At 67.9% G+C, this 21,683-nt stretch carries 18 protein-coding genes; 9 read left to right on the top strand and 9 right to left on the bottom strand.

The window, feature by feature from the left end:
• Positions 1–100: 100 nt before the first annotated feature.
• Positions 101–1,690 (top strand): phospholipase D family protein, encoded by a 1,590-nt coding sequence (locus AC13GF_RS18295; RefSeq protein ID WP_483005559.1) that lies wholly within the window; start codon positions 101–103, stop codon positions 1,688–1,690.
• A gap of 3 nt (positions 1,691–1,693) precedes the next feature.
• Here AC13GF_RS18295 and AC13GF_RS18290 read toward each other — a convergent pair whose 3' ends face one another.
• Entirely contained in the window at positions 1,694–2,770 is a 1,077-nt protein-coding gene (locus tag AC13GF_RS18290) for an HDOD domain-containing protein (protein ID WP_483005558.1), read from the bottom strand.
• A 278-nt stretch (positions 2,771–3,048) separates the two neighbouring features.
• Between AC13GF_RS18290 and AC13GF_RS18285 the strand changes: the two genes are divergently transcribed.
• Positions 3,049–4,146, top strand: coding sequence for a Glu/Leu/Phe/Val dehydrogenase dimerization domain-containing protein (locus AC13GF_RS18285; protein ID WP_010482852.1), 1,098 nt, complete (start codon positions 3,049–3,051; stop codon positions 4,144–4,146).
• Between the two features lie 44 nt (positions 4,147–4,190).
• Here AC13GF_RS18285 and AC13GF_RS18280 read toward each other — a convergent pair whose 3' ends face one another.
• Positions 4,191–7,031 carry a S8 family serine peptidase gene (locus AC13GF_RS18280; RefSeq protein WP_483005557.1) on the bottom strand — a complete coding sequence of 947 codons (2,841 nt, stop codon included), beginning with the start codon at positions 7,029–7,031 and terminating at the stop codon, positions 4,191–4,193.
• A gap of 183 nt (positions 7,032–7,214) precedes the next feature.
• On the opposite strand from AC13GF_RS18280, the gene AC13GF_RS18275 reads away from it, so the two are divergent.
• The 3 genes from AC13GF_RS18275 to AC13GF_RS18265 all read left to right on the top strand — a co-directional run bounded on the left by AC13GF_RS18275 (position 7,215) and on the right by AC13GF_RS18265 (position 9,424).
• Complete coding sequence (locus tag AC13GF_RS18275) at positions 7,215–8,390, top strand: thiolase family protein (protein WP_126930025.1); 1,176 nt, start codon at positions 7,215–7,217, stop codon at positions 8,388–8,390.
• Between the two features lie 124 nt (positions 8,391–8,514).
• Positions 8,515–8,856 carry a hypothetical protein gene (locus AC13GF_RS18270; protein WP_004153024.1) on the top strand — a complete coding sequence of 114 codons (342 nt, stop codon included), beginning with the start codon at positions 8,515–8,517 and terminating at the stop codon, positions 8,854–8,856.
• A gap of 157 nt (positions 8,857–9,013) precedes the next feature.
• Positions 9,014–9,424 (top strand): hypothetical protein, encoded by a 411-nt coding sequence (locus tag AC13GF_RS18265; protein ID WP_014647982.1) that lies wholly within the window; start codon positions 9,014–9,016, stop codon positions 9,422–9,424.
• Positions 9,425–9,705: 281 nt separating this feature from the next.
• Here the strand turns inward: AC13GF_RS18265 and AC13GF_RS18260 are convergent, their stop codons facing one another.
• Positions 9,706–11,343 (bottom strand): acyl-CoA dehydrogenase family protein, encoded by a 1,638-nt coding sequence (locus tag AC13GF_RS18260; protein ID WP_483005556.1) that lies wholly within the window; start codon positions 11,341–11,343, stop codon positions 9,706–9,708.
• A 113-nt stretch (positions 11,344–11,456) separates the two neighbouring features.
• Between AC13GF_RS18260 and AC13GF_RS18255 the strand changes: the two genes are divergently transcribed.
• From AC13GF_RS18255 to pdeM, 4 genes are read left to right on the top strand one after another with little or no spacing between them, the layout of a single operon-like run.
• Positions 11,457–12,455 carry a ligase-associated DNA damage response exonuclease gene (locus tag AC13GF_RS18255; RefSeq protein WP_483005555.1) on the top strand — a complete coding sequence of 333 codons (999 nt, stop codon included), beginning with the start codon at positions 11,457–11,459 and terminating at the stop codon, positions 12,453–12,455.
• The gene (locus tag AC13GF_RS18250) at positions 12,452–14,059 is read left to right on the top strand and encodes an ATP-dependent DNA ligase (RefSeq protein ID WP_483005554.1); all 1,608 of its coding nucleotides are present in this window, start codon (positions 12,452–12,454) and stop codon (positions 14,057–14,059) included. Before AC13GF_RS18255 ends, AC13GF_RS18250 begins: the two co-directional genes overlap by 4 nt.
• Positions 14,056–16,515, top strand: coding sequence for a ligase-associated DNA damage response DEXH box helicase (locus AC13GF_RS18245; protein WP_483005553.1), 2,460 nt, complete (start codon positions 14,056–14,058; stop codon positions 16,513–16,515). Before AC13GF_RS18250 ends, AC13GF_RS18245 begins: the two co-directional genes overlap by 4 nt.
• The gene (pdeM, locus tag AC13GF_RS18240; RefSeq protein ID WP_483005552.1) at positions 16,505–17,146 is read left to right on the top strand and encodes a ligase-associated DNA damage response endonuclease PdeM; all 642 of its coding nucleotides are present in this window, start codon (positions 16,505–16,507) and stop codon (positions 17,144–17,146) included. The genes AC13GF_RS18245 and pdeM overlap by 11 nt, the downstream gene beginning before the upstream one ends.
• A 1-nt stretch (position 17,147) precedes the next feature.
• On the opposite strand, the gene AC13GF_RS18235 is transcribed toward pdeM, so the two are convergent.
• From AC13GF_RS18235 to nagZ, 6 genes are all read right to left on the bottom strand, one after another.
• Positions 17,148–17,417 (bottom strand): hypothetical protein, encoded by a 270-nt coding sequence (locus AC13GF_RS18235; RefSeq protein WP_295553025.1) that lies wholly within the window; start codon positions 17,415–17,417, stop codon positions 17,148–17,150.
• Positions 17,418–17,597: 180 nt separating this feature from the next.
• On the bottom strand, positions 17,598–18,866 hold the full coding sequence (locus AC13GF_RS18230) for an FAD-dependent oxidoreductase (protein ID WP_483005551.1): 1,269 nt from the start codon (positions 18,864–18,866) through the stop codon (positions 17,598–17,600).
• Positions 18,867–18,996: 130 nt separating this feature from the next.
• Complete coding sequence (locus AC13GF_RS18225) at positions 18,997–19,203, bottom strand: cold-shock protein (protein ID WP_005410590.1); 207 nt, start codon at positions 19,201–19,203, stop codon at positions 18,997–18,999.
• A gap of 88 nt (positions 19,204–19,291) precedes the next feature.
• Positions 19,292–20,038, bottom strand: coding sequence for an S-methyl-5'-thioinosine phosphorylase (locus AC13GF_RS18220; protein WP_005410591.1), 747 nt, complete (start codon positions 20,036–20,038; stop codon positions 19,292–19,294).
• A gap of 82 nt (positions 20,039–20,120) precedes the next feature.
• Entirely contained in the window at positions 20,121–20,675 is a 555-nt protein-coding gene (locus tag AC13GF_RS18215) for a hypoxanthine-guanine phosphoribosyltransferase (RefSeq protein ID WP_005410592.1), read from the bottom strand.
• Positions 20,675–21,682 carry a beta-N-acetylhexosaminidase gene (nagZ, locus tag AC13GF_RS18210; RefSeq protein ID WP_483005550.1) on the bottom strand — a complete coding sequence of 336 codons (1,008 nt, stop codon included), beginning with the start codon at positions 21,680–21,682 and terminating at the stop codon, positions 20,675–20,677. The genes AC13GF_RS18215 and nagZ overlap by 1 nt, the downstream gene beginning before the upstream one ends.
• Between the last annotated feature and the right edge of the window lies 1 nt (position 21,683).

Here is a 21,683-nt window from a genome sequence, read left to right as displayed (position 1 = left end):
GCGAAGTCCCTGTCATCCACGCATGGCGTGACGTTGTCTGAAGAAGCCATCCACGCATGGCGTGGATCTACGCGGCGGGTCTCTCGGCTTTCATCCACGCATGGCGTGGCTCTACCATCGGGGCATGAGCCTGCCCAAGCCCCTGTGGCGACGCCTGCTGCGCGTCGCTGCACTCATCCTCGCCGCGCTGTTGCTGCTGGTCCTGTCCGGGCTGCTGCTGGCTGACCATCTCACGCCACAGGCGCAGGGCTCACCCTCGCATGTGCTGCCACTGCAGCTGGCGCAGACCCGCATCGACCAGGAAATCGTGCCGCTGCAGGACGCACACCCCGGGCAGTCCGGCGTGGCGTTCCTCAGTGATGGCATGGATGCCTTCGCCGCACGCGCGATGATCACCACGCACGCAGGCCGCAGCCTGGACCTGCAGTACTACATCTGGCACGACGACCTGATCGGCCACCTGATGGCCAAGGCGCTGTACGACGCCGCCGAGCGCGGTGTGCGCGTGCGCATCCTGCTTGACGACATGAACGCCAAGGACAAGGACGCGCTGATGATGGCGCTCGATGCGCATCCGAACATCGAGATCCGCCTGTACAACCCGTTCCGCAACCGCAGCGGCGTCGCGCGCACGCTGGAACTGGTGCAACGTGCTTTCAGCGTGAACCACCGCATGCACAACAAGAGCTGGATTGCAGACGGCCGCATCGCGATCGTCGGTGGCCGCAACATCGGCGAGGAATACTTCAGCGCGCGCGACGATGTGAACTTCCAGGACCTGGATCTGGTGGTGGCCGGCCCCGCCGTGCAGCAGGCCAACCAGATCTTCGACGACTACTGGAACAGCAGCACGGCGATCCCGATTTCCGCACTGGCCTCGTATACCGATGCGCAGTTGCAGCAGCTGGTGCGGCAGTCGGACCTGGATGCCATGCATGCCAAGGCACAGCCCTACCTGCAGCGCGTGGCCGAATCGCGCGCACTGCAGCGGCCCAGCCCGGAACCGCTGCACTGGAGCGCGAACGTGCGCATCGCTTCCGATCCGCCGATGAAGCACCGCGATGACGACCGCCGCGGCTGGCTGGTCAGCCGTCTCAGCGACGAGTTGCGCGGCACGCAGCGCAGCGCGCTGCTGATCTCGCCCTACTTCGTGCCCGGCAACGATGGGGTCGAGGCGCTGTCATCGCTGGCCGCGCGCGGCGCGCAGGTGGGCGTGGTCACCAATTCACTGGCCGCCAACGACGTGGCGGCGGTACACGGCGGCTACATGGGCTACCGGGTGCCGCTGCTGAAGGCCGGCGTGCAGCTGTACGAACTGAAGGCACACGGCCAGCTGGATGCCAGCCTGTTCGGCAGCAGCGGTGCCAGCCTGCACACCAAGGCATTCGTGGTCGATGACCGTCGCGGTTTCGTCGGTTCGTTCAACCTCGACCCGCGTTCGGCCTACCTCAATACCGAAATGGGCGTGCTGTTCGACGACCCGGTGCTGGGTGCGCAGCTGCGCGACGAGTACCTGCGCCTGGCCGGCCCGGAGCACAGCTGGTGGCTGGCGCTGGGGCGTGATGATGACCTGCGCTGGCTGGAGCGGCAGCCACCGCCGCACTGGGTGGAGGCCGAACCCGGGGCCAGCCTGGGCAAGCGCTGGACCGCGCGGGTGATCAGCTGGCTGCCGGTGGAATCGCAGCTGTAGCGCTCAGGGCGCCGGACCCGCCTCTTCTTGCCCGGCGTCATCCCGTGTTTCCACGCTGCGCCCATGCAGGCGCCGCCAGATCCAGCGCAGGGCATGCGGCGGCGCCGAAGGCAACTGTTCGAGCAGGGCCAGCATGCGGCTCTGGCTGGCATGTCCGTGCCGGCACAGCAGGCTGGCCGCTGCGGCCGCGCTGGCCAGGCGCAGGCTGTCGGCCAGCGGGCCATCCGCCTCGGGCGCCAGGGCCTGGTGCACCGGCTCGGGCAGCTCCCAGGCCGCAGCCACGCGTTGCGCCAGCGGCAGCGACCACTGCTGCAGCAGCTGCAGCGCCAGCGCCGGCTCCACGGTTTCATCGCGTGCCTGCGCTTCCTGCAGCAGCTGGCGCATCACCAGTGCGGCTCCCAGCCCCTGTACAAGGCCCAGCCACTGGGCGGCGAAGGCATCGCCGAAGGTGACCGTACGCGCATGGTCAGCGGCTGCGCGCGAGGCCAGCAGTGCGTGCTCCCAGATGATCGTGCTGAACTGCGGAAACACCTCGCACTGCACCTGCATCACCGGCTGCACCAGAACCGCGCTGATGATCTGTCGCACGCCCTCGGTACCGACCAGCGTCACCGCCCGCTGCAGGCTTTCCACCGGCCGCTCGTGCACCTTGTAGGCCGGGCTGTTGGCGATGCGCAGCAGGTTGCCGGTCAGCACCGGGTCCTGGCCGATGATCGCCGCCATCACCCGCGCCGACGCTGCATCGTCGTTGACCGTCTGGATCAGCTGCGGCAGCAGCTGCGGGCGGCGCGGCAACTGACGGGCCGCCCAGTCCCGGTCCTGCAGCGCGCGCGCCACCGCCTCGCCCAGCCCCGCGGCCTGCACCGGCGTCGATTCACCGGCCAGGCGCGGGTACAGGGCCAGCGCATGCAGGCCGCGCTGCAGATGTGCAGCGATCTCGGCCGAGGGCAGAGCCTCGCCCTGCAGGCTGGCCGCAGCCGCCGCCACCGCCTGCCGCGACACCGCCGCCAACCGGGACGGCGCGGTCCCGGTCGAGCGCGCCAGCCAGCCGCGCAGCGATCGCCACCAGGCCGGCGTCATCGCCGCCCGCCCTGTCGTTGTGGTGCCCTTGCCGTCACTGACCGCCCTGCCTCTTCACGCGAATCCGGCCACCCGCCGTCGTCGCAGCATCGGCCGCACTTTCATCTTCTTTAACCGGAAGGCCGCCGATGTCGACGGCACCGGCCGGGGGAATGGACTAGAATGGCGCCGCGCGACCCGTCCCCCTGCACCGACGACGTCGCTTTTTTTGTTTTGGGACCCTACCGTTCACTGGCCGTTCGCTGCAGTTAGCCGCTGATCGCGCCATCGGAGACGCCATGCTATTCGAAACCCTCGCCACCACCGGCCACGAACAGGTGGTGTTCTGCCACAACCACGACGCCGGCCTGAAGGCGATCATCGCCATCCACAACACCACCCTCGGCCCGGCCCTGGGCGGCGTGCGCATGCGCCCCTACGCCAGCACCGACGAGGCGTTGGCCGATGCGCTGCGGCTGAGCCGGACGATGACCTACAAGAATGCACTGGCCGGCCTCAACGTAGGTGGCGGCAAGGCGGTGATCATCGGCGACCCCAAAGTGGACAAGACCGAGGTGCTGTTCCGTGCCTTCGGCCGTTATGTCGATTCGCTGGGCGGGCGCTACATCACTGCCGAGGACGTCGGAACCGACGTCAACGACATGGAGAACATCTACCTGGAAAGCCAGTTCGTGACCGGCGTGCACCAGGTCCATGGTGGCTCCGGCGACCCCGCCCCGTTCACCGCCTACGGTGCGCTGCAGGCACTGATGGCATCGATGCGCTTCAAGTTCGGCCATGAGGAAGTGGGCAAGACCAGCATCGCCGTGCAGGGCCTGGGCCACATCGGCATGGAACTGGTGAAGCTGCTGCGCGACCGCGGCGCCAAGCTCTACGTCACCGACCTGGACAGCGCGCTGGTTGATCGCGCGGTCAGCGATTTCGGCGCCGAAGCAGTCAAGCCGGATGAGATCCATGAAGTGAACGCCGACGTGTTCGCGCCGTGCGCGCTGGAAGGCGCGATCAACGCCGACACCCTGCCGCGGATCAAGGCGAAGATCATCTGCGGCACCGCCAACAACCAGCTGTCGAGCCTGGAGATCGGCGACGAACTGCATGCGCGCGGCATCCTGTATGCGCCGGACTATGCGGTCAACGCCGGTGGCGTGATGAACGTGTCGCTGGAGATCGACGGTTACAACCGCGAACGCGCGATGCGTCTGATCCGCAGCATCTACCACAACCTCACCCGCATCTTCGAACTGTCGCAGCGCGAGAACATCGCGCCGCAGCGTGCCGCCGACCGCATCGCCGAGAGCCGCATCCTGTCGATCGGCAAGCTGAAGATGCCGCTGGGCCGCAGCACCCCGCGCCTGGGCAACCTGCGCGGCGGCTGAGGCTGCAGACGTCGCGCCGGGCATGACCCGGCGCGACCCGTCCTTCAGAACCCGGTGCTGTAGCGCAAGGCTGCCTGCCGCGCACCTTCGCCGCCGACGCGCTGGTCAAAGCCCAGGCTCAGGCGACCATTGCGGCCCCACCACGATTCCAGCGCCACGCCAATCAGCGCACTGCCGCGCGGCGCGTTCCAGCCCGCCAGCGGCGCCCAGGCATCGACGCCGACGAAGCTGGCCTGCCAGTCCGCATCCGCACCATCAAGCCGTTGTTGCCATTCGGCATGTCCACGCAGCGTCCAACGCCCCCAGCCACGTTCGCCGCGGATACCGGCCAGCATCTGGCTGCGCTGTACGCGATTGGCATCACCCCGCAGGCCGAAACCGAAGCCGCCGAGTTCATTGAAGGCGTCGGTATCCACACGCGTGGTGCTGGCGCCGACGTAGGGCGTCAACGATGCGCCTGCACGCCCCAACCGGTAGCCGCCCTCCACGCTGGCACTGCTGAAACGGCCGCCGTACCGCGCAGAGACGCCATAGGCGCCCGCACCGAGCAGCAGCTGACGATCCAGCGCGCGGGTGAACTGGCCGCTGCCCACCTGGGCCAACGCGTAGCCACGCCCCAGATTCCAGCCGGCGTACAGCTGCGCCTGCGCCTGACGATCACGCCCACGATCGCCGCCGAAACGGCTGCCACCATTGCTGCGGGTCTCGCCAAACGCCACGCCCATCAGGCCGTTGCTGCCCAGTGGCAGATCCTGGCCGGCCATCCAGCCCCGGCTGTCGGCGGCGTTGCCGGCGAAGCTGCCCTGCCCCGCCTCACCCAGCGCGCTCTGCCAGCTCCCGCGCAGGCGCGGTGCGGCCTGTACACGATCGAATCGCTCGGCAATCGCACGCCGCGACATGTCGATGCTGTCGAAGGTCGCCGCTTCGGCACGGGCATGCGCTTGACCGGACAGGCTCTGCAGGCTGGCGGCCAGGCCCTGCGGGCCACCGCCGGTCCACTGCAGGGCACCGGCCGCTGCACCAAAGGCCGATCCCTGCAGGCCTGCGTTTTTGTCCAGCGCTGCGAATGCACCTTCCAGGCGCTGTGCTGCCGCCTGGGCGGACGCCCCCAGGCCACTGGCCGCTGCGGTGACGCTGACCTGGGTCAGGTTCAACCAGGCGTTGTTGCTGTCATAGCCGTAGCTGCTCTGCAGCAATGACAGCCCCTGCAGGCCACTGGAGGTAGCCGGCGTACTGAAGGTGCCGCTGAGTCCGCCTGCCGCATGGATCAGGTCCTGTCGGCTGCCGTTCTGTGGCACGTAGCCGGAAACGAAGCCATGCACGCGCACGCCACCGTCGATCGCGGCATTGCCGGTGACCTGCAGCGCATTGGCGCCCAGTGCGATCATCAGCTGTGCGCCGGCCTGCTGGGTGTAGTTGCCCTCGATGGTGCCGGTGGTGTTGCCGGTGGTGAGGAATACGCTGCTGCCGTTGACCACATTGCCGATCACGCGGGGCGTGCCGCCATTGAACTGCAGGCCGGTCGAATCCGGATCGGGCTGGCCGAGGATGGTCACGTTGGAACGGATCACGCCACCGTTCTGCAGCGACAGGATGCCGCGTTCGATGCGGGTGGCACCGGTGTAGCTGTTGTTGCCGGCCAGCACCAGGGTGCCCCCGCCCTGCTTGACCAGGCCGCCGCTGCCGACGATATCGTTGCGCCACGCCGAGCCGGTCGAGGCCAGGTCCACGTTGGCGACCACATCACCCCAGTCGAAGCGCCCCGGACCGTTGATCGCACGACCGATGTCGAGCAGGCCATAGCCGAACACCGGATCCACGCCCGGCGCGCCGATGTCCTTGGCGGTGCCCAGCAGGGTCTGCCGCACCAGATCGTTGCTGAAGTACGGGAAGCGCTCCCAGACCAGCGCCGCCGCGCCGGAAATCAAGGGCGCCGCGAATGACGTGCCGTAGTTCCAGTAGTAGCTGCCACCGTTGGCATCGGGGTAGACCGCGCTGCCTGGCGCTGCCAGGCAGTAGCGTGCCGCCTGGCCACAGGCATTGGCATAGCTGGCCAGCGTACCGGGCGCATACGGATCCACGGCGGTGGCCACCAGCCAACCGCGCTCCAGGTCGGCGGCCGGTAGCGTGCCGGCCATGCCCTGCTGGCTGGGCAGTGCGGCCAGGCTGCTCGGTTCACTGCGGCCATCGTTGCCTGCGGCGAACACCACCAGCCCGCCGTGGTTGATCACGAAGGGGCGATATTCGGCGGCCACCTGCGCGGTGGTCGGCAGGTCGGTCCAGTACAGGCCGCCCCACGAGTTGTTCATCACCTTCACGTTATAGCTGATCAGGTCCTGGTGGACCTGCGCCACGCCCAGCGGGCCGCTGAAGGAATTGCCCTTGCCGCTGCCGTCATCGACGGGCGGTTTGTCGGCAATGATCCGTGCCGACACGATCTGCGCCTTTGGCGCGATGCCCCCCGGCCAGGAGCCCGTTGCTGCGCCGGCGGCGAGGCTGGCCACGGCGGTGCCGTGGCCGACCACATCGTCGACACCCAGATTGTTCCTGGCCGGATCGATGTAGTTGAGGTTGGCCAGCACCCGGCCATTCAACGCCACCGCATTGCGCTGCACGCCCGAGTCGACGATGCCGATGCGCACGTTCTGACCGGTCAGGCCGGCAGCCTGTGCGGCGCGCGCATTGGTGACTGACAGATGCGCGTCGAAGGCCGGCTCCTGCGGTTTGACCGGGGGCGGCGTCGTCGGTGGCGGGGTAGTCGGCGGCGGCGGTGGTGGCGGTGTATCGATGCGCACGTTGCCGCCTCCGCCACCTCCGCCACAGGCCGTCAGCGCCAGTGCCAGCGCGGTTGCCAGGGCAGATCTCACCGTCGTCGTGCGTTTCATCGATTCCTTCCCATGAACGTTGGCCCGCCCTTGTCCCGGCAGGCATGCGGCGCCGTCCAGCGGCGGCCCTCCCCGACCCTCTATACTTGGGCCGACCCCCACGCAGTCTGCCGGGAAACCGGGGCGCTTCCAACGGCCCACGGTCTCCTTTCCGAACATTGCTCACGCATCAACGAGATTGCCATGTCCAACATCGTCATCGCCGCCGCCAAGCGCACCGCCATCGGCTCCTTCCTCGGCCAGTTCAACGGCGTGCCGACCCCGACCCTCGGCGCGGCCGCCATCGCCGCCGCCCTGGAACAGTCGGGCATCCCGGCCAGCGACGTTTCCGAAGTCCTCATGGGCTGCGTGCTGCCGGCCAACCTCGGCCAGGCGCCCGCCCGCCAGGCGGCGATCGCTGCCGGCATCCCGCTGTCGACCGGTGCCACCACGCTGAACAAGGTGTGCGGCTCGGGCATGAAGACCATCATGCTCGGCCATGACCTGATCAAGGCCGGTTCGGCCAGCATCGTTGTCGCCGGCGGCATGGAATCGATGTCCAACGCGCCGCACATGCTGCCCAACTCGCGCACCGGCAACCGCTTCGGCAACTTCCAGGCGGTCGATCACATGGCCCACGATGGCCTGGTCAACGCTTACGACGGCAAGGCGATGGGCGAATTCGCCGAATGCGCCGTGGACAAGTACCAGTTCAGCCGCGAAGAGCAGGACGCCTACACCATCGAATCGGTCAAGCGCGCGCAGGCGGCCCAGGCCAACGGTGCGTTCGCCGATGAAATCGTCGCGGTGAAGGTCGCCACCCGCAAGGGCGAGGTCGAGGTCAGCACCGACGAGCAGCCCGGCCGCTCGGACATCGCCAAGATCCCGACCCTGCGCCCGGCCTTCAAGAAGGACGGCAGCGTCACCGCCGCCAGTTCCTCCAGCATCTCCGACGGCGCTGCTGCAGTGGTGCTGCTGACCGAGGAAGATGCGGCCGCGCGCGGTATCACCCCGCTGGCCCGCATCGTCGGCCACGCGACCCATTCGCAGGAACCGGAGTGGTTCACCACCGCCCCGATCGGCGCGCTGCACAAACTGCTGGACAAGACCGGCTGGTCGGTGGACCAGGTCGACCTGTTTGAAATCAACGAAGCCTTTGCCGTGGTGGCGATGGCACCGATGCGTGAGCTCGGCATCCCGCATGACAAGCTCAACGTGAATGGCGGCGCCTGCGCACTGGGCCATCCGATCGGTGCCTCCGGTGCACGCCTGGTGGTGACCTTGGTCAACGCCCTGCGCACGCGCGGTGGCAAGCGCGGCATTGCCACCCTGTGCATCGGCGGTGGCGAAGCAACGGCTATCGCCATCGAATTGATTTAAATGGATTTAACGATGATTTCGCAAAAATGAATGCGGGATCGCTTGACACCCAATCTTGGCTTGTCATCATGTTGTCGGCGCGCAGCATGCGCGTTGCCTAATTCTAACGACGAGGATTCACACAATGAGCATCAACAAGCTGCTGGTCGCGATGTCCCTGGCTCTGGCCCTGGCCGCCTGCTCGAAGCAGGAAGCTGCCCAGGACGCCGCTGCTTCGGCCAACGAAGCCGCCACCGAAGCCCAGGCTGCTGCCGACCAGGCCGCCGCTGCTGGCGCCCAGACCGCCGACGCTGCCCAGCAGGCCGCTGACACCGCCGCCACCGCTGCTGACGCTTCGGTTGACGCTGCTGCCCAGGCTGGCGCTGCTGCCACCGACGCCGCTGCCGGCGCCGCTGCTGACGCTGCCAAGGCTGCTGAAGGCACCGCTGAGAAGGCCAAGGACGCTGCTGAAGAAGCCAAGAAGTAATAACTTCTTTCTTCACGCTGTTCTGGAAAAGCCGCTGGTTCGCCAGCGGCTTTTTCTTTTGTCGAATGCGCGCGACTGAGCCGCTGCATCGCGACCCCGTCTTCACAACGGCATGAATAGGCTGGCGTCCCCATCCATTGCAGTACCGGAGACCGCCATGAAGATTCGTCCGATCACCACCACCCTGCTGGCCGCCTCCCTGCTGCTGGCCCTGGCCGCCTGCAAGGGCCCGGAAGCCGAACAGGCCAAGCAGGACGCACAGCAGGCTGCCGACAGCGCAGGCGCTGCCGCACGTGACGCCGTGGACAAGGCCGCCGAAGCCACCCGCGACGCCGCCGACAAGACCGCTGCCGCTTCCGAGCAGGCCGCCGCCGATACCCAGCAGGCGCTGGACAAGGCTGCAGACGCCACCGCCAACGCCGCCGACAAGGCCAAGGACGCCGCAACCGACGCCGCCGCACACGCCAGCGACGCGACCGCCAACGCGGCACAGAAGGTCGCCGACAAGGCCCGCGATGTCGCCAATGACGCCAAGGCCAACGCCGCCAAGGAAGAAGCCAAGCACTAAGCCTTACCGGCAGCCGAGCACCGGCTCGGCTCCACAGGAAAAGCCGCGGCACTGCCGCGGCTTTTCTGCTTTTCGCTCCCTGCTTTTTCTGTTGATTCCGTGGTGTGCGCCCACGGAAAGTGTCCAAGGACGCGCGGGTAGGTTGCGCAGGGGCGTAAGCGCCATGGATGGCGCGCCCGAGCCTACAAGGACGTATTCACGGCGCCCCCTGCGCGACCTACCCGCGCGGCCCACCCATCAGTATCAGCGCCCACCACGAGGGGCTCCGCCGTTGGCCGCCCCTACGGCAGCGCGCGCGCCAGCATCGCCGTCAGCTCCAGCCCCGCCGGCAGCGTCCCGAACGCCAGCCCATGCTCCCCTTCCAGCCGGCTGCGCACGAACGCCTCCGCCATCGGACTGCGCGCACGCAGCAGCAGCGCCGCCTGCAGCAGCAGCGCAGTGCGCTCGCAGAACAGCCGCGCCTGCGCTTCCTCCGCTGGCGGTGCCGCTGCCCAACGCTGCAATGCCGCTGCATAGCGCGCATCACGGTCAGCCACCGACGCCAACTCACCGCGCAACGCCGCCATCGCCTCCGGTTCACGCGCCAGCGCACGCAGCACATCCAGGCACTGGATGTTGCCGCTGCCCTCCCAGATCGAATTCAACGGTGCCTGCCGGTACAGGCGCGGCAGCATCGACTCCTCCACGTAGCCGGCACCGCCCAGGCATTCCTGCGCTTCATTGACGAAGGCCGGCGCGCGCTTGCACAGCCAGTACTTGCCCAGCGCCGTCCCCAACCGCGCCATCGCCGCTTCATTGGCATCCACACCGGCACGATCCACCGCGCGTGCGATGCGCATCGCCAACACCGTGGCCGCTTCCGACTCCAGCGCCAGATCAGCCAGCACGTTGGTCATCAGCGGGTGCTCGACCAGCAGCTTGCCGAAGGTGCGTCGATGACGTGCGTGGTGCAGCGCCTGCGCCAGTGCCATGCGCATCTCCGCCGCCGCACCCAGCATGCAGTCCAGGCGGGTCATCATCACCATGCCGATGATGGTGGCCACGCCGCGCCCCTCTTCGCCCACCCGCCATGACTGTGCGCCGCAGAACTCGACCTCGCTGGAGGCGTTGGCCCAGTCGCCGAGCTTGTCCTTCAGCCGCATCAAACGGAACGCATTGCGGTCACCATCGGCCAGCCGGCGCGGCATCAGCAGGCAGGTCAGCCCTCCCGGCGCCTGCGCCAGCACCAGGAAGCCATCGCACATCGGTGCGGAAAAGAACCACTTGTGGCCGACCAGGCGGTAACGCTCGCCATCGATCGGTTCGGCGCGCGTGCTGTTGGCACGCACGTCGGAACCGCCCTGCTTCTCGGTCATGCCCATACCCAGGGTGATGCCGGCCTTGTCCGCCACCGGCACGTCGCGCGGGTCATAGACCGGTGCAGCGGCCTTGCGCGCCCACTCGGCCAGATGTGGCTGCGAATGCAGTACCGCTACCGCCGCATGGGTCATGGTCAACGGGCAGCTGGTGCCTGCCTCGGCCTGGTGATGCAGGTAGCTCAACACCGCACGCGCCACGTGCGCGCCAGGCTGCGGCTCATGCCAGGACAATCCTGCCACGCCGTGCGATTTGGCCGTGTCCATCAACTGGTGATAGGCCGGATGGAACTCCACCGTGTCGATGCGATGGCCCTGTGCATCATGCGTGCGCAGGCGTGGACGATCACGGTTGGCATCGAAGCCGAGCCGGTACAGTTCATCACCGGCGAGTGCACCATAGACCCCCAGTCGCGACGTGAAGCTGGCGGCGCCTTCGCGCTGCACGGCCTCCATCAACGCCACGTCGTCGGTCCACAACTGTCGCCCTGCGAACGGCGGCGGCTGGTTCAGCACCACATGGGTTTCATACGGCGCGTTGCTGCTGAAGCTGGGTCCACTCATCCGGTCCATCCTGGCGGCAAGAGGTCTGCGGCCCGATTGTGCCGCATCGCCTGCCAAGCCCGTGTTCAGGCCGGTTCTCACCCTCTGCACGAGACGCAGGCCACAGTGAGTGCATGGCAGGCAACGACGATCTGGTGGTGCTGCGCCCGGAGGGGCTGTACTGCGCCGCCGGCGATTTCCATATCGACCCGTGGCGACCGGTACCGCGTGCGGTCATTACCCATGGCCACGGCGACCATGCCCGTCCGGGCATGGGGGAGTATCACTGCAGCGAAGGCAGCCTGCCGATCCTGCGCTGGCGGCTGGGTGACGTGCCGGTACAGGCGCATGCCGAGGGTGCCGCGTTCCAGCTTGGGCGGGTGCAGGTATCGCTGCATCCCGCCGGCCACGTGCTCGGTTCGTCACAGGTGCGCATCGATGACGGCGAACAGGTCTGGGTCGCCTCCGGCGACTACAAGCGGCAGCCTGATCCGACCTGCACACCGTTCGAAGTGGTGCCCTGCGATACCTTCATCACCGAGGCCACCTTCGCACTGCCGATCTACCGCTGGCCGGACACGCCGGCGGTGGCTGCAGAGATCGTGGCGTGGCGCCGCGAATGCGAACAACGTGGCGAAGCGGCGATCCTGCTGTGCTACGCATTGGGCAAGGCGCAACGGGTGCTGGCCGAACTGCGCCCACTGGACGATCGCCCAGCCTGGCTGCATGGCGCCATCGCCAATGGCGTGGCGGTCTACCGGCAGGCCGGGGTACCGATGCTGGAGACGCTCACCGTCGCCGAGCAGGGCCGCCAGCCTGATGCCGCCGGCCAGCTGATCCTCGCCCCGCCGTCGGCTGCGGGCACGCCCTGGATGCGCCGCTTCGGCCGCCACCAGCTGGGCTTCGCCTCCGGCTGGATGCAGCTGCGCGGCAATCGGCGGCGCCGCAATGTCGATCGCGGTTTCGTCATTTCCGATCACCCCGATTGGCCAGCACTGCTGCAGACCATCGAACAGACGGGCGCGCAGCGGGTGATCGCTACCCATGGCAATACCGATGCGTTGATTCCGTTCCTGCGCGAGCGCGGCGTGGATGCCGAAGCCTTCCGTACCGATTTCGGGAGCGAGGAATGAAGGCCTTCGCTGCGCTCTACCAGCGCCTGGATCGCAGCACCGCCACGCTGGACAAGCGTGCAGCGCTGGTCGACTACTTCCGCCAGGCGCGCGCGCACGATGCCGCATGGGCGCTGTACCTGCTCAGCGGTGGCAAGGTGGGCGGCGCACGCCGCAGGATCGCTGCCAGCGGCGAGTTGCGCACCTGGATTGCCGAAGAATCCGGCTTGCCGCCCTGGTTGGTGGAAGACAGCTATGCGCAGGTGGGTGACCTGGCCGAAACGCTGACCCTGCTGCTGGATGATCCATCGCAGCCAGCTGCCGACCGCGCGTTGGCCGAATGGATCGAACAGCATCTGCTGGCGGTGGCCAATCAACCCGAGGCAGTGCGCCGTGCGGCGGTCGTCGCGGGCTGGCGGCAGCTGTGCAGCAGCGAACGCCTGGTGTTCAACAAGCTGCTGACCGGCGCCCTGCGCGTAGGCGTTTCGCAGCGGCTGGTACAGCAGGCGCTGGCCGAATGGTCCGGCCTGGACATCGCACGCATCGCCCAACGCATGCTTGGCGAGTGGGTGCCTTCGCCCGGGCTGCTGGCTCAGCTGCTGTCGCCGGATGAGCTTCCGCTGGACCGTCAGCAGCCCTACCCGTTCTTCCTCGCATCGCCACTGGAAGGTGAACCTGCCGAACGGCTCGGCCCGATCGATGACTGGCTGCTGGAATGGAAATGGGATGGCATCCGCCTGCAGCTGCTGCGCCGGCGTGGCGAGGTCGCGCTGTGGTCCCGCGGCGAGGAACGGCTGGATGGCCGCTTCCCCGAGATCGAGCAGGCGGCGATGGCGTTGCCGGAGGGCTGCGTGCTTGACGGAGAGCTACTGGCCTGGGACGAGACCGCCAACCTGCCGCGCGCCTTCAATGCACTGCAGACCCGCATCCAGCGCCGCAAACCCGGTGCGGCCACCCTGCGCAACACGCCGGTGCGCGTGCTCGCCTATGACCTGCTTGAACTCGATGGCGCGGACCTGCGCGAACTTCCGTTGCAGCAGCGGCGCGCGCAGCTCACCGAGGTCATCGGTGCGCTGGACGATGTGCGGATCCAGCTGTCGCCCCACGTTGACGCCGACGATTGGCGGCGGGCTGCAGCGATGCGCGACGTGGCACGCGAACGCGGCGTGGAAGGTCTGATGCTGAAACGGAGGGGCTCGCCCTACCTGGCCGGGCGACGCCGCGGCGACTGGTGGAAATGGAAGGTCGATCCACTCACCGTCGATGCGGTGCTGCTGTACGCACAGGCCGGCCACGGGCGGCGCAGCACGCTGTACACCGACTACACCTTCGGTGTCTGGGACGGCGACACGCTGGTGCCGGTGGCCAAGGCTTATTCGGGCTTGGACGACAAGGAGATCCTCGCACTCGACCGCTGGATCCGCGCCAACACCCGCGAGCGCTTCGGGCCGGTGCGCAGCGTGCGCGCCGAACAGGTGTTCGAGCTGGGCTTCGAAGCGGTCAACCGCAGCAGCCGGCACAAGTCCGGCATCGCCGTGCGCTTTCCGCGCATCCTGCGCTGGCGCCACGACAAGCCTGCCAACGAGGCCGATCAGCTGGCTACGCTGCAGGCGCTGGCGCGATGACCCGCAGCCAGGCGCTGCGCAGGCTGGAAGACTGGTTCGCCGCGCGTGGCTGGCGCTCACTGCCGTTCCAGCGTGCGATGTGGCGGCATTACCTTGCCGGTGGTTCCGGGTTGCTGCACACACCCACGGGCAGCGGCAAGACACTGGCGATGTTCGGCGGCCCTCTGCTGCAGGCCATGATCGACCCACCGCCGTCGCCCCGCCGCGCCAGTGCAGTGCGCCCGCTGCAGGTGCTGTGGGTGACGCCCTTGCGCGCATTGGCAAGCGACACCGCGCGCGCACTGCAGGCCGTGGTCGATGGGTTGGGGCTGGGGTGGCGGGTCGGCCTGCGCAGCGGTGACGCCAGCAGCCGCGAACGACGACAGGCGCGCGAGGGCCGCATCGACGTACTGGTCACAACGCCGGAATCGCTGGCGCTGCTGTTGAGCTATCCGGATACGCTGCCACGCATGCGCCAGCTGCGCTGCGTGGTAGTGGACGAATGGCACGAGCTGTTGGGCAACAAGCGCGGCGTCCTGCTGCAGTTGAATCTGGCCGTGCTACGCGATGCCGCGCCTGCAGTGCAGCTGTGGGGGCTGTCGGCCACGCTGGGCAATCTGCAGGAGGCACGCGACGTGCTGCTGCCCGGGCAGCCGGATGCACCGATCGTGCAAGGTGTACGTACGCGGGCAATCAGCGTGCGCAGCCTGCTGCCCGACCCCGGCGAACGTTTCCCCTGGGCGGGGCATCTGGGCCTGGCGCAGCTGCCTCGCGTGCTGGACGCGTTGATGCAGGCACGCAGCAGCCTGTTGTTCACCAATACGCGTGCGCAGGCGGAACTATGGCATCAGGCACTGGCCGCGGTCTGGCCCGAGGACCAGGACACGCTTGCGCTGCACCACGGCTCGCTGGATCCGGCACTGCGCCAGCAGGTGGAAGACGGACTGCGCGCTGGCGCGCTGCGCTGCGTAGTGGCCACCTCCAGCCTCGACCTTGGCGTGGACTTCCCCGAGGTCGAACAGGTACTGCAGCTGGGCAGCCCCAAGGGCGTGGCGCGCCTGCGCCAACGCGCCGGACGTGCACGCCACCGCCCGGGTGCCAGCGGTTCCATCCTGTGCGTGCCCAGCCATGCGCTGGAACTGGCCGAGTACGCCGCAGTGCGCCGTGCATTGGCCGAAGGCGTGGTCGAAGCACGCAGGCCGCCGACGCTGTCGCTGGATGTGCTGGCCCAACATGCGGTCAGCCGCGCCCTGGCCGGTGGCTTCGACAGCGATGCGCTACTGGCGCAGGTGCGGCGCACCCACGCCTTCGCATCGCTCGGCGAAGACCAATGGCAGGCGGTACTGACCTTCATCGTGCAGGGCGGCCAGGCGCTGGCCCAGTACCCCGATTTCCACAAGGTCGTACGCGATGACGACGGCTACTACCGCATGCACGATCGCCGCCAGGCACTGCGCCATCGGCTGTCGATCGGCACCATCAGCAGCGATGGCAGCGTGCGCGTGCAGTTCCTGCGCGGTGGTGGCCTGGGCGCCGTGGAGGAGCAGTTCGCCAGCCGACTGCGCCGTGGTGATCGCTTCCAGTTCGCCGGGCGCCTGCTGGAACTGGTGCAGCTGCGCGACATGACCGCCTTCGTGCGGCTGGCACGAGGACGCGGTGAGGGTGTGGTGCCGCGATGGCAGGGAGACCAGTTGCCGCTGTCGATGCCGCTCGGCCGCGAGCTGGAGTGGGTACTGTCCAGCGCCGACGACAGCGCCGAATCACGCTGGTTGCTACCGTTGCTGGCACTGCAGCAGCAGTTGTCGGCGCTTCCCGGCCCAGAACATCTGCTGGTGGAAGAGGTGCGGCGCCGCGAAGGCCAGTTCCTGTTCGTCTACCCCTTTGCCGGCCGCCACGTGCACGAGGCGCTGGCCGCCTTGCTGGCACTGCGCTGTACCCGCCGACAGCGCAACAGCATCGGCTATGCGGTAAACGATCATGGCCTGGTGCTGGCACCGGCGCAGGCGATCGATCTGGATGCGGCGCAATGGTGCGCATTGTTCACCACCGATCAGCTGCTGGACGATCTGCGTGCTGCGGTGAACCTGGGCGAGCTGGCGCGGCGCCAGTTCCGTGGCATCGCACGCGTAGCGGGCCTGCTGGTCCCCAGCCTGCCCGGCGGCACGCCGCGATCGCTGCGCCAGCTGCAGGCCTCGGCGGGCCTGCTGTACGACGTACTGCGCGAGCATGATCCCGACCATCTGCTGCTGGCCCTGGCCGAGCGCGAAGTACTGCACGACAGCCTGGACCTTCCCGGACTGCAGCAGGTACTGGAACGGATCGGCACCCGGTCGCTGTCGGTGCAGCGCCCTTCATCACTCACGCCACTGGGCTTTCCATTGTGGGCAGAGCGGCTGCGCGGGCAATTCAGCAACGAAGACTGGCGCACCCGCGTGCAACGCGCGGCCCAGCAGCTGGAGCGCCGCCATGGCCGATGAACTGCCGCTGCTGCGCGCCGGCGAATCGCTGATTCTGCTTGGCGCGCGTGCGCTGTACTGGCCCGCGCGGCGGGCGCTGCTGATCGCCGACCTGCACCTGGGCAAGGCCGATGTCTTCCGTCGTTCCGGCATCGCGCTGCCCGCTGGCGGTACCCGCACGGACCTGCAGCGCCTGCAGTCACTGCTGGACACGTACACCTGCCGCGAACTCTGGATCCTGGGCGACATCCTGCATGGGCCGGCACATCGCGCCGCCTGGTACCAGCAATGGTTGGCATGGCGCGAGCGCAATGCCGCGCTGGACGTGCATGTACTGCGCGGTAATCACGATCGGCAGCTGCCGCATGCGCAGCTGCAGGTACATATCCACGATGAGGTACGGCTGCAACCGTTCCTGCTTCGCCATGAGCCGATGCTCGACGCGGCATTGCACGTGATCGCAGGTCATCTGCATCCGCAGATCACCGTGCCGCCTCTGCGGCGGCGCTTCCCCGCATTCTGGCTGCGCGAGCGGATGACGATCCTGCCCGCGTTCTCCGCGTTCACCGCTGGAATCATGCCCGTACCTGCCCACAGCGAGCGGATGATCGCCTGTGTGGAAGATGGCCTGGTGGAACTGCCCGTACGGTGAATCAGGCCGGGCGGACGCCCAGCGCCGGCATCAGGCGGAAATCAGGCGTGTCATCGTCACGTCGCCGCGGCAGGGCCTGGATGGCCACCAGCATTTCCTGCGCACAGGCCCGGATGCGTGCGTGGTGCTCGGGCGATGCATGACTGATCAGGCTGCCGACATGGAATTCGAATACGTCCTCCAGTACGTCGGGCTGGTCCTCGTGCAGCATCTGCAGCAGACCGCGCAGCTTGCAGATTTCCGATTCCAGCTCCTCGACCGCGAACAACATGGCGTCCTCCTCTTCAACATCAGCGGCACATCCGGGCCGCAGCAGGCCGCAACGGCGGCGCCACCCGGGCCACGCGCGATATTGATCACGGAAAGGAAAACGGGCGACGCGGCTGTCGCGTGCTCCCCTCTTCTCGCATATCCGCGGTGAGGCAACCGTTAATTCACGTGACGCCGGGCTTCACGCGCCGGCGGTTGCGGCGATGATGCGGGGCGGTTCGGCGGCAGTTGCCAACGCGTCGATGAAGGCCGGATCCAGTGCCAGCGAGCCGAACCAGCCATGCTGCGTGCCACTGAGCACCCGCAGCATGTGACCACGACCACCCGGCAGGCGCCCCATCGGCCCGAGCAGTACATCACGCGCCTTTGCCCACGCATCGCGATCGGACTGGAACAACGGCGTCAGCCAGCGGCTCCAGCGCTGATACACCGCCACATGCGCGCGTCGCTGCGCCTGGTAGGCCTGCAGCGCGACCGTGCTGCCGCCGTAGGTGCGCACCGCATCGCGCAGCGCCAACGCATCGAGCAGCGCCATGTTCACGCCCTGCCCCAGCTGCGGGCTCATCGCATGCGCGGCATCACCGGCCAGCACCATGCGGCCGTGGTGCCAGCGCGTCATCACCGCATCACGGTAGACCGCGCGCGCCAGCTGGCCGGCATCACGCAGATGGGCGAAGCGCGCGCTGGCCTGCGGCCACAGTGCATGCAGCTCATCCAGCCAGGGCGTCATGCCATCGGCCTGCCAGCGCTCGAAGTCGGTGCGTGGCAGGCTCCAGAAGAAGCTCAGGCGCGGCGTGTCATCACCGGGGCGCGTACCGACCGGCAGCAGCCCGATCATCTTGCGCGCGGCCACGTAGCGCTGGCGCAGCTCCTGCACGTGCGGCCAGTCTTCGGCCGGCAGCAGGCACCACAGCGCTCCCCACGGATACACGCGGTCCAGCCCGGCACCGCCGGCGATCGTGCCGCGCAGCGTTGAGGCGGCGCCATCGGCGGCAACAACCAGGTCGAACGGGCCATGCAGGCGCCCTTCGCTGTCACGCAGGCGGCCGTGTTCGGCATCCACCTCGGTAATAGTGGTACCGGCATGCAGCTGGCCCTCGCCTGCGCGCGCCTCCTCCAGCAACGAGAACAAGGCCCCGCGCTGCATGCCCAGGCCGTGCAGGCGCGCATCCAGGCCGTCGTAGCGCATGTCCATCACCGCGCGCTCGCACGGCGTGTCGCCATACAGGCGGTGCACCGGCGCGGCATGTGCGCGCACTGAATCAAGCAGGCCCATCTGCCACAGTACCTGCAGGCCGCTGGGCTGCAGCAGGAAGCCGGCGCCAACCGGTCCCGGCGTGGGCACGCGTTCGAAGATCTCCACCTCGTGGCCGTCACGCGTAAGCAGGATGGACACCGCCTGTCCAGCGGTGCCGTAGCCGATCACGGCGATGCGCAGTCGTTCCGTCATGGCTGCATTGTGCCCGAGGCGGGTTGCGAATGGAGAAGGTAGGCCGCGCACGGCATCCCCGCATGGCGTGGATCCAGTGCGCAAAAAAAAACCCCGCCGAAGCGGGGTTTTCAACGCACTGTCGAGTGGATCACTCGGCCGGCGTGATGTTCGAAGCCTGGGCACCCTTCGGGCCCTGGGTCACGTCATAGGTGACACGCTGGCCTTCCTGCAGGCTGCGGAAGCCCTTGGAGTTGATGGCGGAGAAGTGCGCGAACACGTCGGCGCTGCCATCCTCCGGCGAGATGAAGCCAAATCCCTTGGCGTCGTTGAACCACTTGACGGTACCGTTCGGCATGGTGATGCGAGACCTTATGCAATGAATGGGTGGTGTACGCTGAACCCGCGCACAAGCTGAGTATGCAAAGCTTGCTCGGGGAAGACAATCACCCCCGCGCCAATTCGCCCACCAGTTCCGGAAGTCCGTTGCTTGCCGCCTGCACATTGGCCAGCACTTCGGCCATCGTAATCTCCTCGCCATCACCGCAGCCGGCGGCCCAATTGGCGATGATCGCCAGGCAGGCGTAATCCAGCCCCAGCTCGCGTGCCAGCGCGGCTTCCGGCATGCCGGTCATGCCCACCAAGTCGCAGCCGTCGCGGCGCATGCGGGCGATTTCAGCGATGGTTTCCAGGCGCGGGCCCTGCGTTGCGCCATAGCAGCCACCGTCATGGACCGTGACACCGGTCACTTTGGCCGCGGCCAGGATCTTGCTGCGCAGCATCGGCGTGTACGGGTGGCCGAAATCGACGTGGACCACGTCAGTGCCCTCTTCTTCACAGATCGTGCTGATGCGGCCCCAGGTGTAGTCGATGATCTGGTCCGGGCAGGCCAGCACGCGCGGGCCGAAGTTCTCGGTGATGCCACCGACCGTGTTCAACGCCAGCACGCGCTGCGCGCCCAGTTGCTGCAGCGCGGCCAGGTTGGCGCGGTAGTTGATCTTGTGCGGCGGCAGCGAATGGCCCTCGCCATGCCGCGCCAGGAACGCCACGCGATGGCCGAGCAGCGTACCGACGCGCACCGGGCCCGACGGACGGCCGAAGCGGGTGTCGACCTCGTGGGTCTGCACGTCGTCAAGCTTGGCCAGGTTGTAGACACCGGTACCGCCGATCACGGCCAGGGCGATCTGTTGCATTCGAAGCACTCCATGAAAAGACGAACGCCGGCACCCGAGGATGCCGGCGGCAGAAGAAGACGCGCCGCAGGCGGCTGCGCCGTTATTCCTTCATCGCGTAGATGGCCGGCACGCAGCGCAGGGTTTCGTTGACGTCCATGCCGAAGCCGAACACGTAGCGGTCCGGCAGTTCGATGCCGGCGTAGTCGGCAGTCACGTCCGGCAGCGCGCGGTCGTGCTTCTTCACCGTCATCGCGGCGATGCGCACGTCGGTCGCGCCCTGTTCCAGGCACCAGGTGCGTACGCCCTGCAGGGTGTAGCCCTCGTCGAGGATGTCGTCGACCAGCAGCACGCGGCGACCGAACAGCGACGTGGCCGGCTTGTGCTTCCAGACCAGGTCGCCGCCGGTGGTTTCACCACGGTAACGGGTGGCGTGCAGGTAATCGAACTGCACGTCCTGGCCGCGCGCGCCCAGTTCCAGCGCCAGCTGGCCGGCGAACGGCAGCGCACCGTGCATGATGGACAGGAACAGCGGCACCTCGCCCTTGTAATCGCGCGCGATGGCGTCGGCGATACCAGCGATGGCCTTGTCGATGGTGGGGCGGTCGACCAGCAGGTCAGCCTGGGCCAGGGCCTGGGAAATGGTGAGGTTGGGCATCAGACGGTTCTTCCAAGGGTTTCAAGCAGACGGGATTGGGTGTCGCCATGGCGGGCATCGGCCAGCAGGCCGTCCCAGCCAAGCGCGCCGCGGCCGAGCAGGCCCAGCAGCGCAGCAGTATTGAGGGAACGCCCCTGCACCGCGTGCAGGGCTTCATCGACCAGTTCCGGGTGGCAGACCAGCACCACGTCGCAGCCGGCATCCAGATGCGCGTGCACGCGCGCCGGCACGCCGCCGGCGCTGTGCGAGGCGGCCATGCCGATGTCATCGGAGAACACCACGCCGCGGAAGCCGAGCTCGCCGCGCAGGATGTCCTGGATCCAGCGCGGCGAATAGCCGGCCGGTTCAGGCGCAATCTGCGGGTAGATCACGTGCGCCATCATCACCGCGTCGGCACCGGCGGCGATGCCGGCCAGGAACGGCACCAGGTCCTGCGCACGCAGCTCGTCCAGCGCGCGCGGATCGATCGCGGTATCGACGTGAGTGTCTTCCAGCACGGTGCCGTGGCCGGGGAAATGCTTGAGCGTGGCGGCCATGCCGACCGCATGCATGCCGCGCACGTAGGCGGCGGTGAATGCGGCCACCACCTGCGGGTCTTCACTGAAGGCGCGGTTGCCGATGGCGCGGTTGCCACGGCCGAGGTCGACCACTGGCGCGAAGCTCAGGTCCAGGCCGCTGGCGCGCACTTCACTGGCCATCAGCCAGGCATGCTGCTCGGCCAGGGCCAGCGCCTGCTGCGGGTCGGTCGCGTACAGCGCACCGATGTCCTGCAACGGCGGCAGCTCGCTGTAGCCCTCACGGAAGCGCTGCACACGGCCGCCCTCCTGGTCCACGCAGATCAGCTGCGGGCGTGGGGCAGCGGCACGGATCGCCGCACTCAGATCGGTCACCTGCTGACGCGAAGCGAAGTTGCGCTTGAACAGCACCACCCCGGCCACGGCATCGTGCTGCAGCCAGTCACGTTCCTGGGCGGTCAGTTCGGTGCCGGCAACGCCGATCAGCAGCATG

Source organism: Stenotrophomonas sp. 22LJNL06-5-1, from assembly GCF_056861455.1.
Note: the sequence above shows the minus strand (reverse complement) of the source record. Positions and strands in the feature narration are given on the sequence as shown.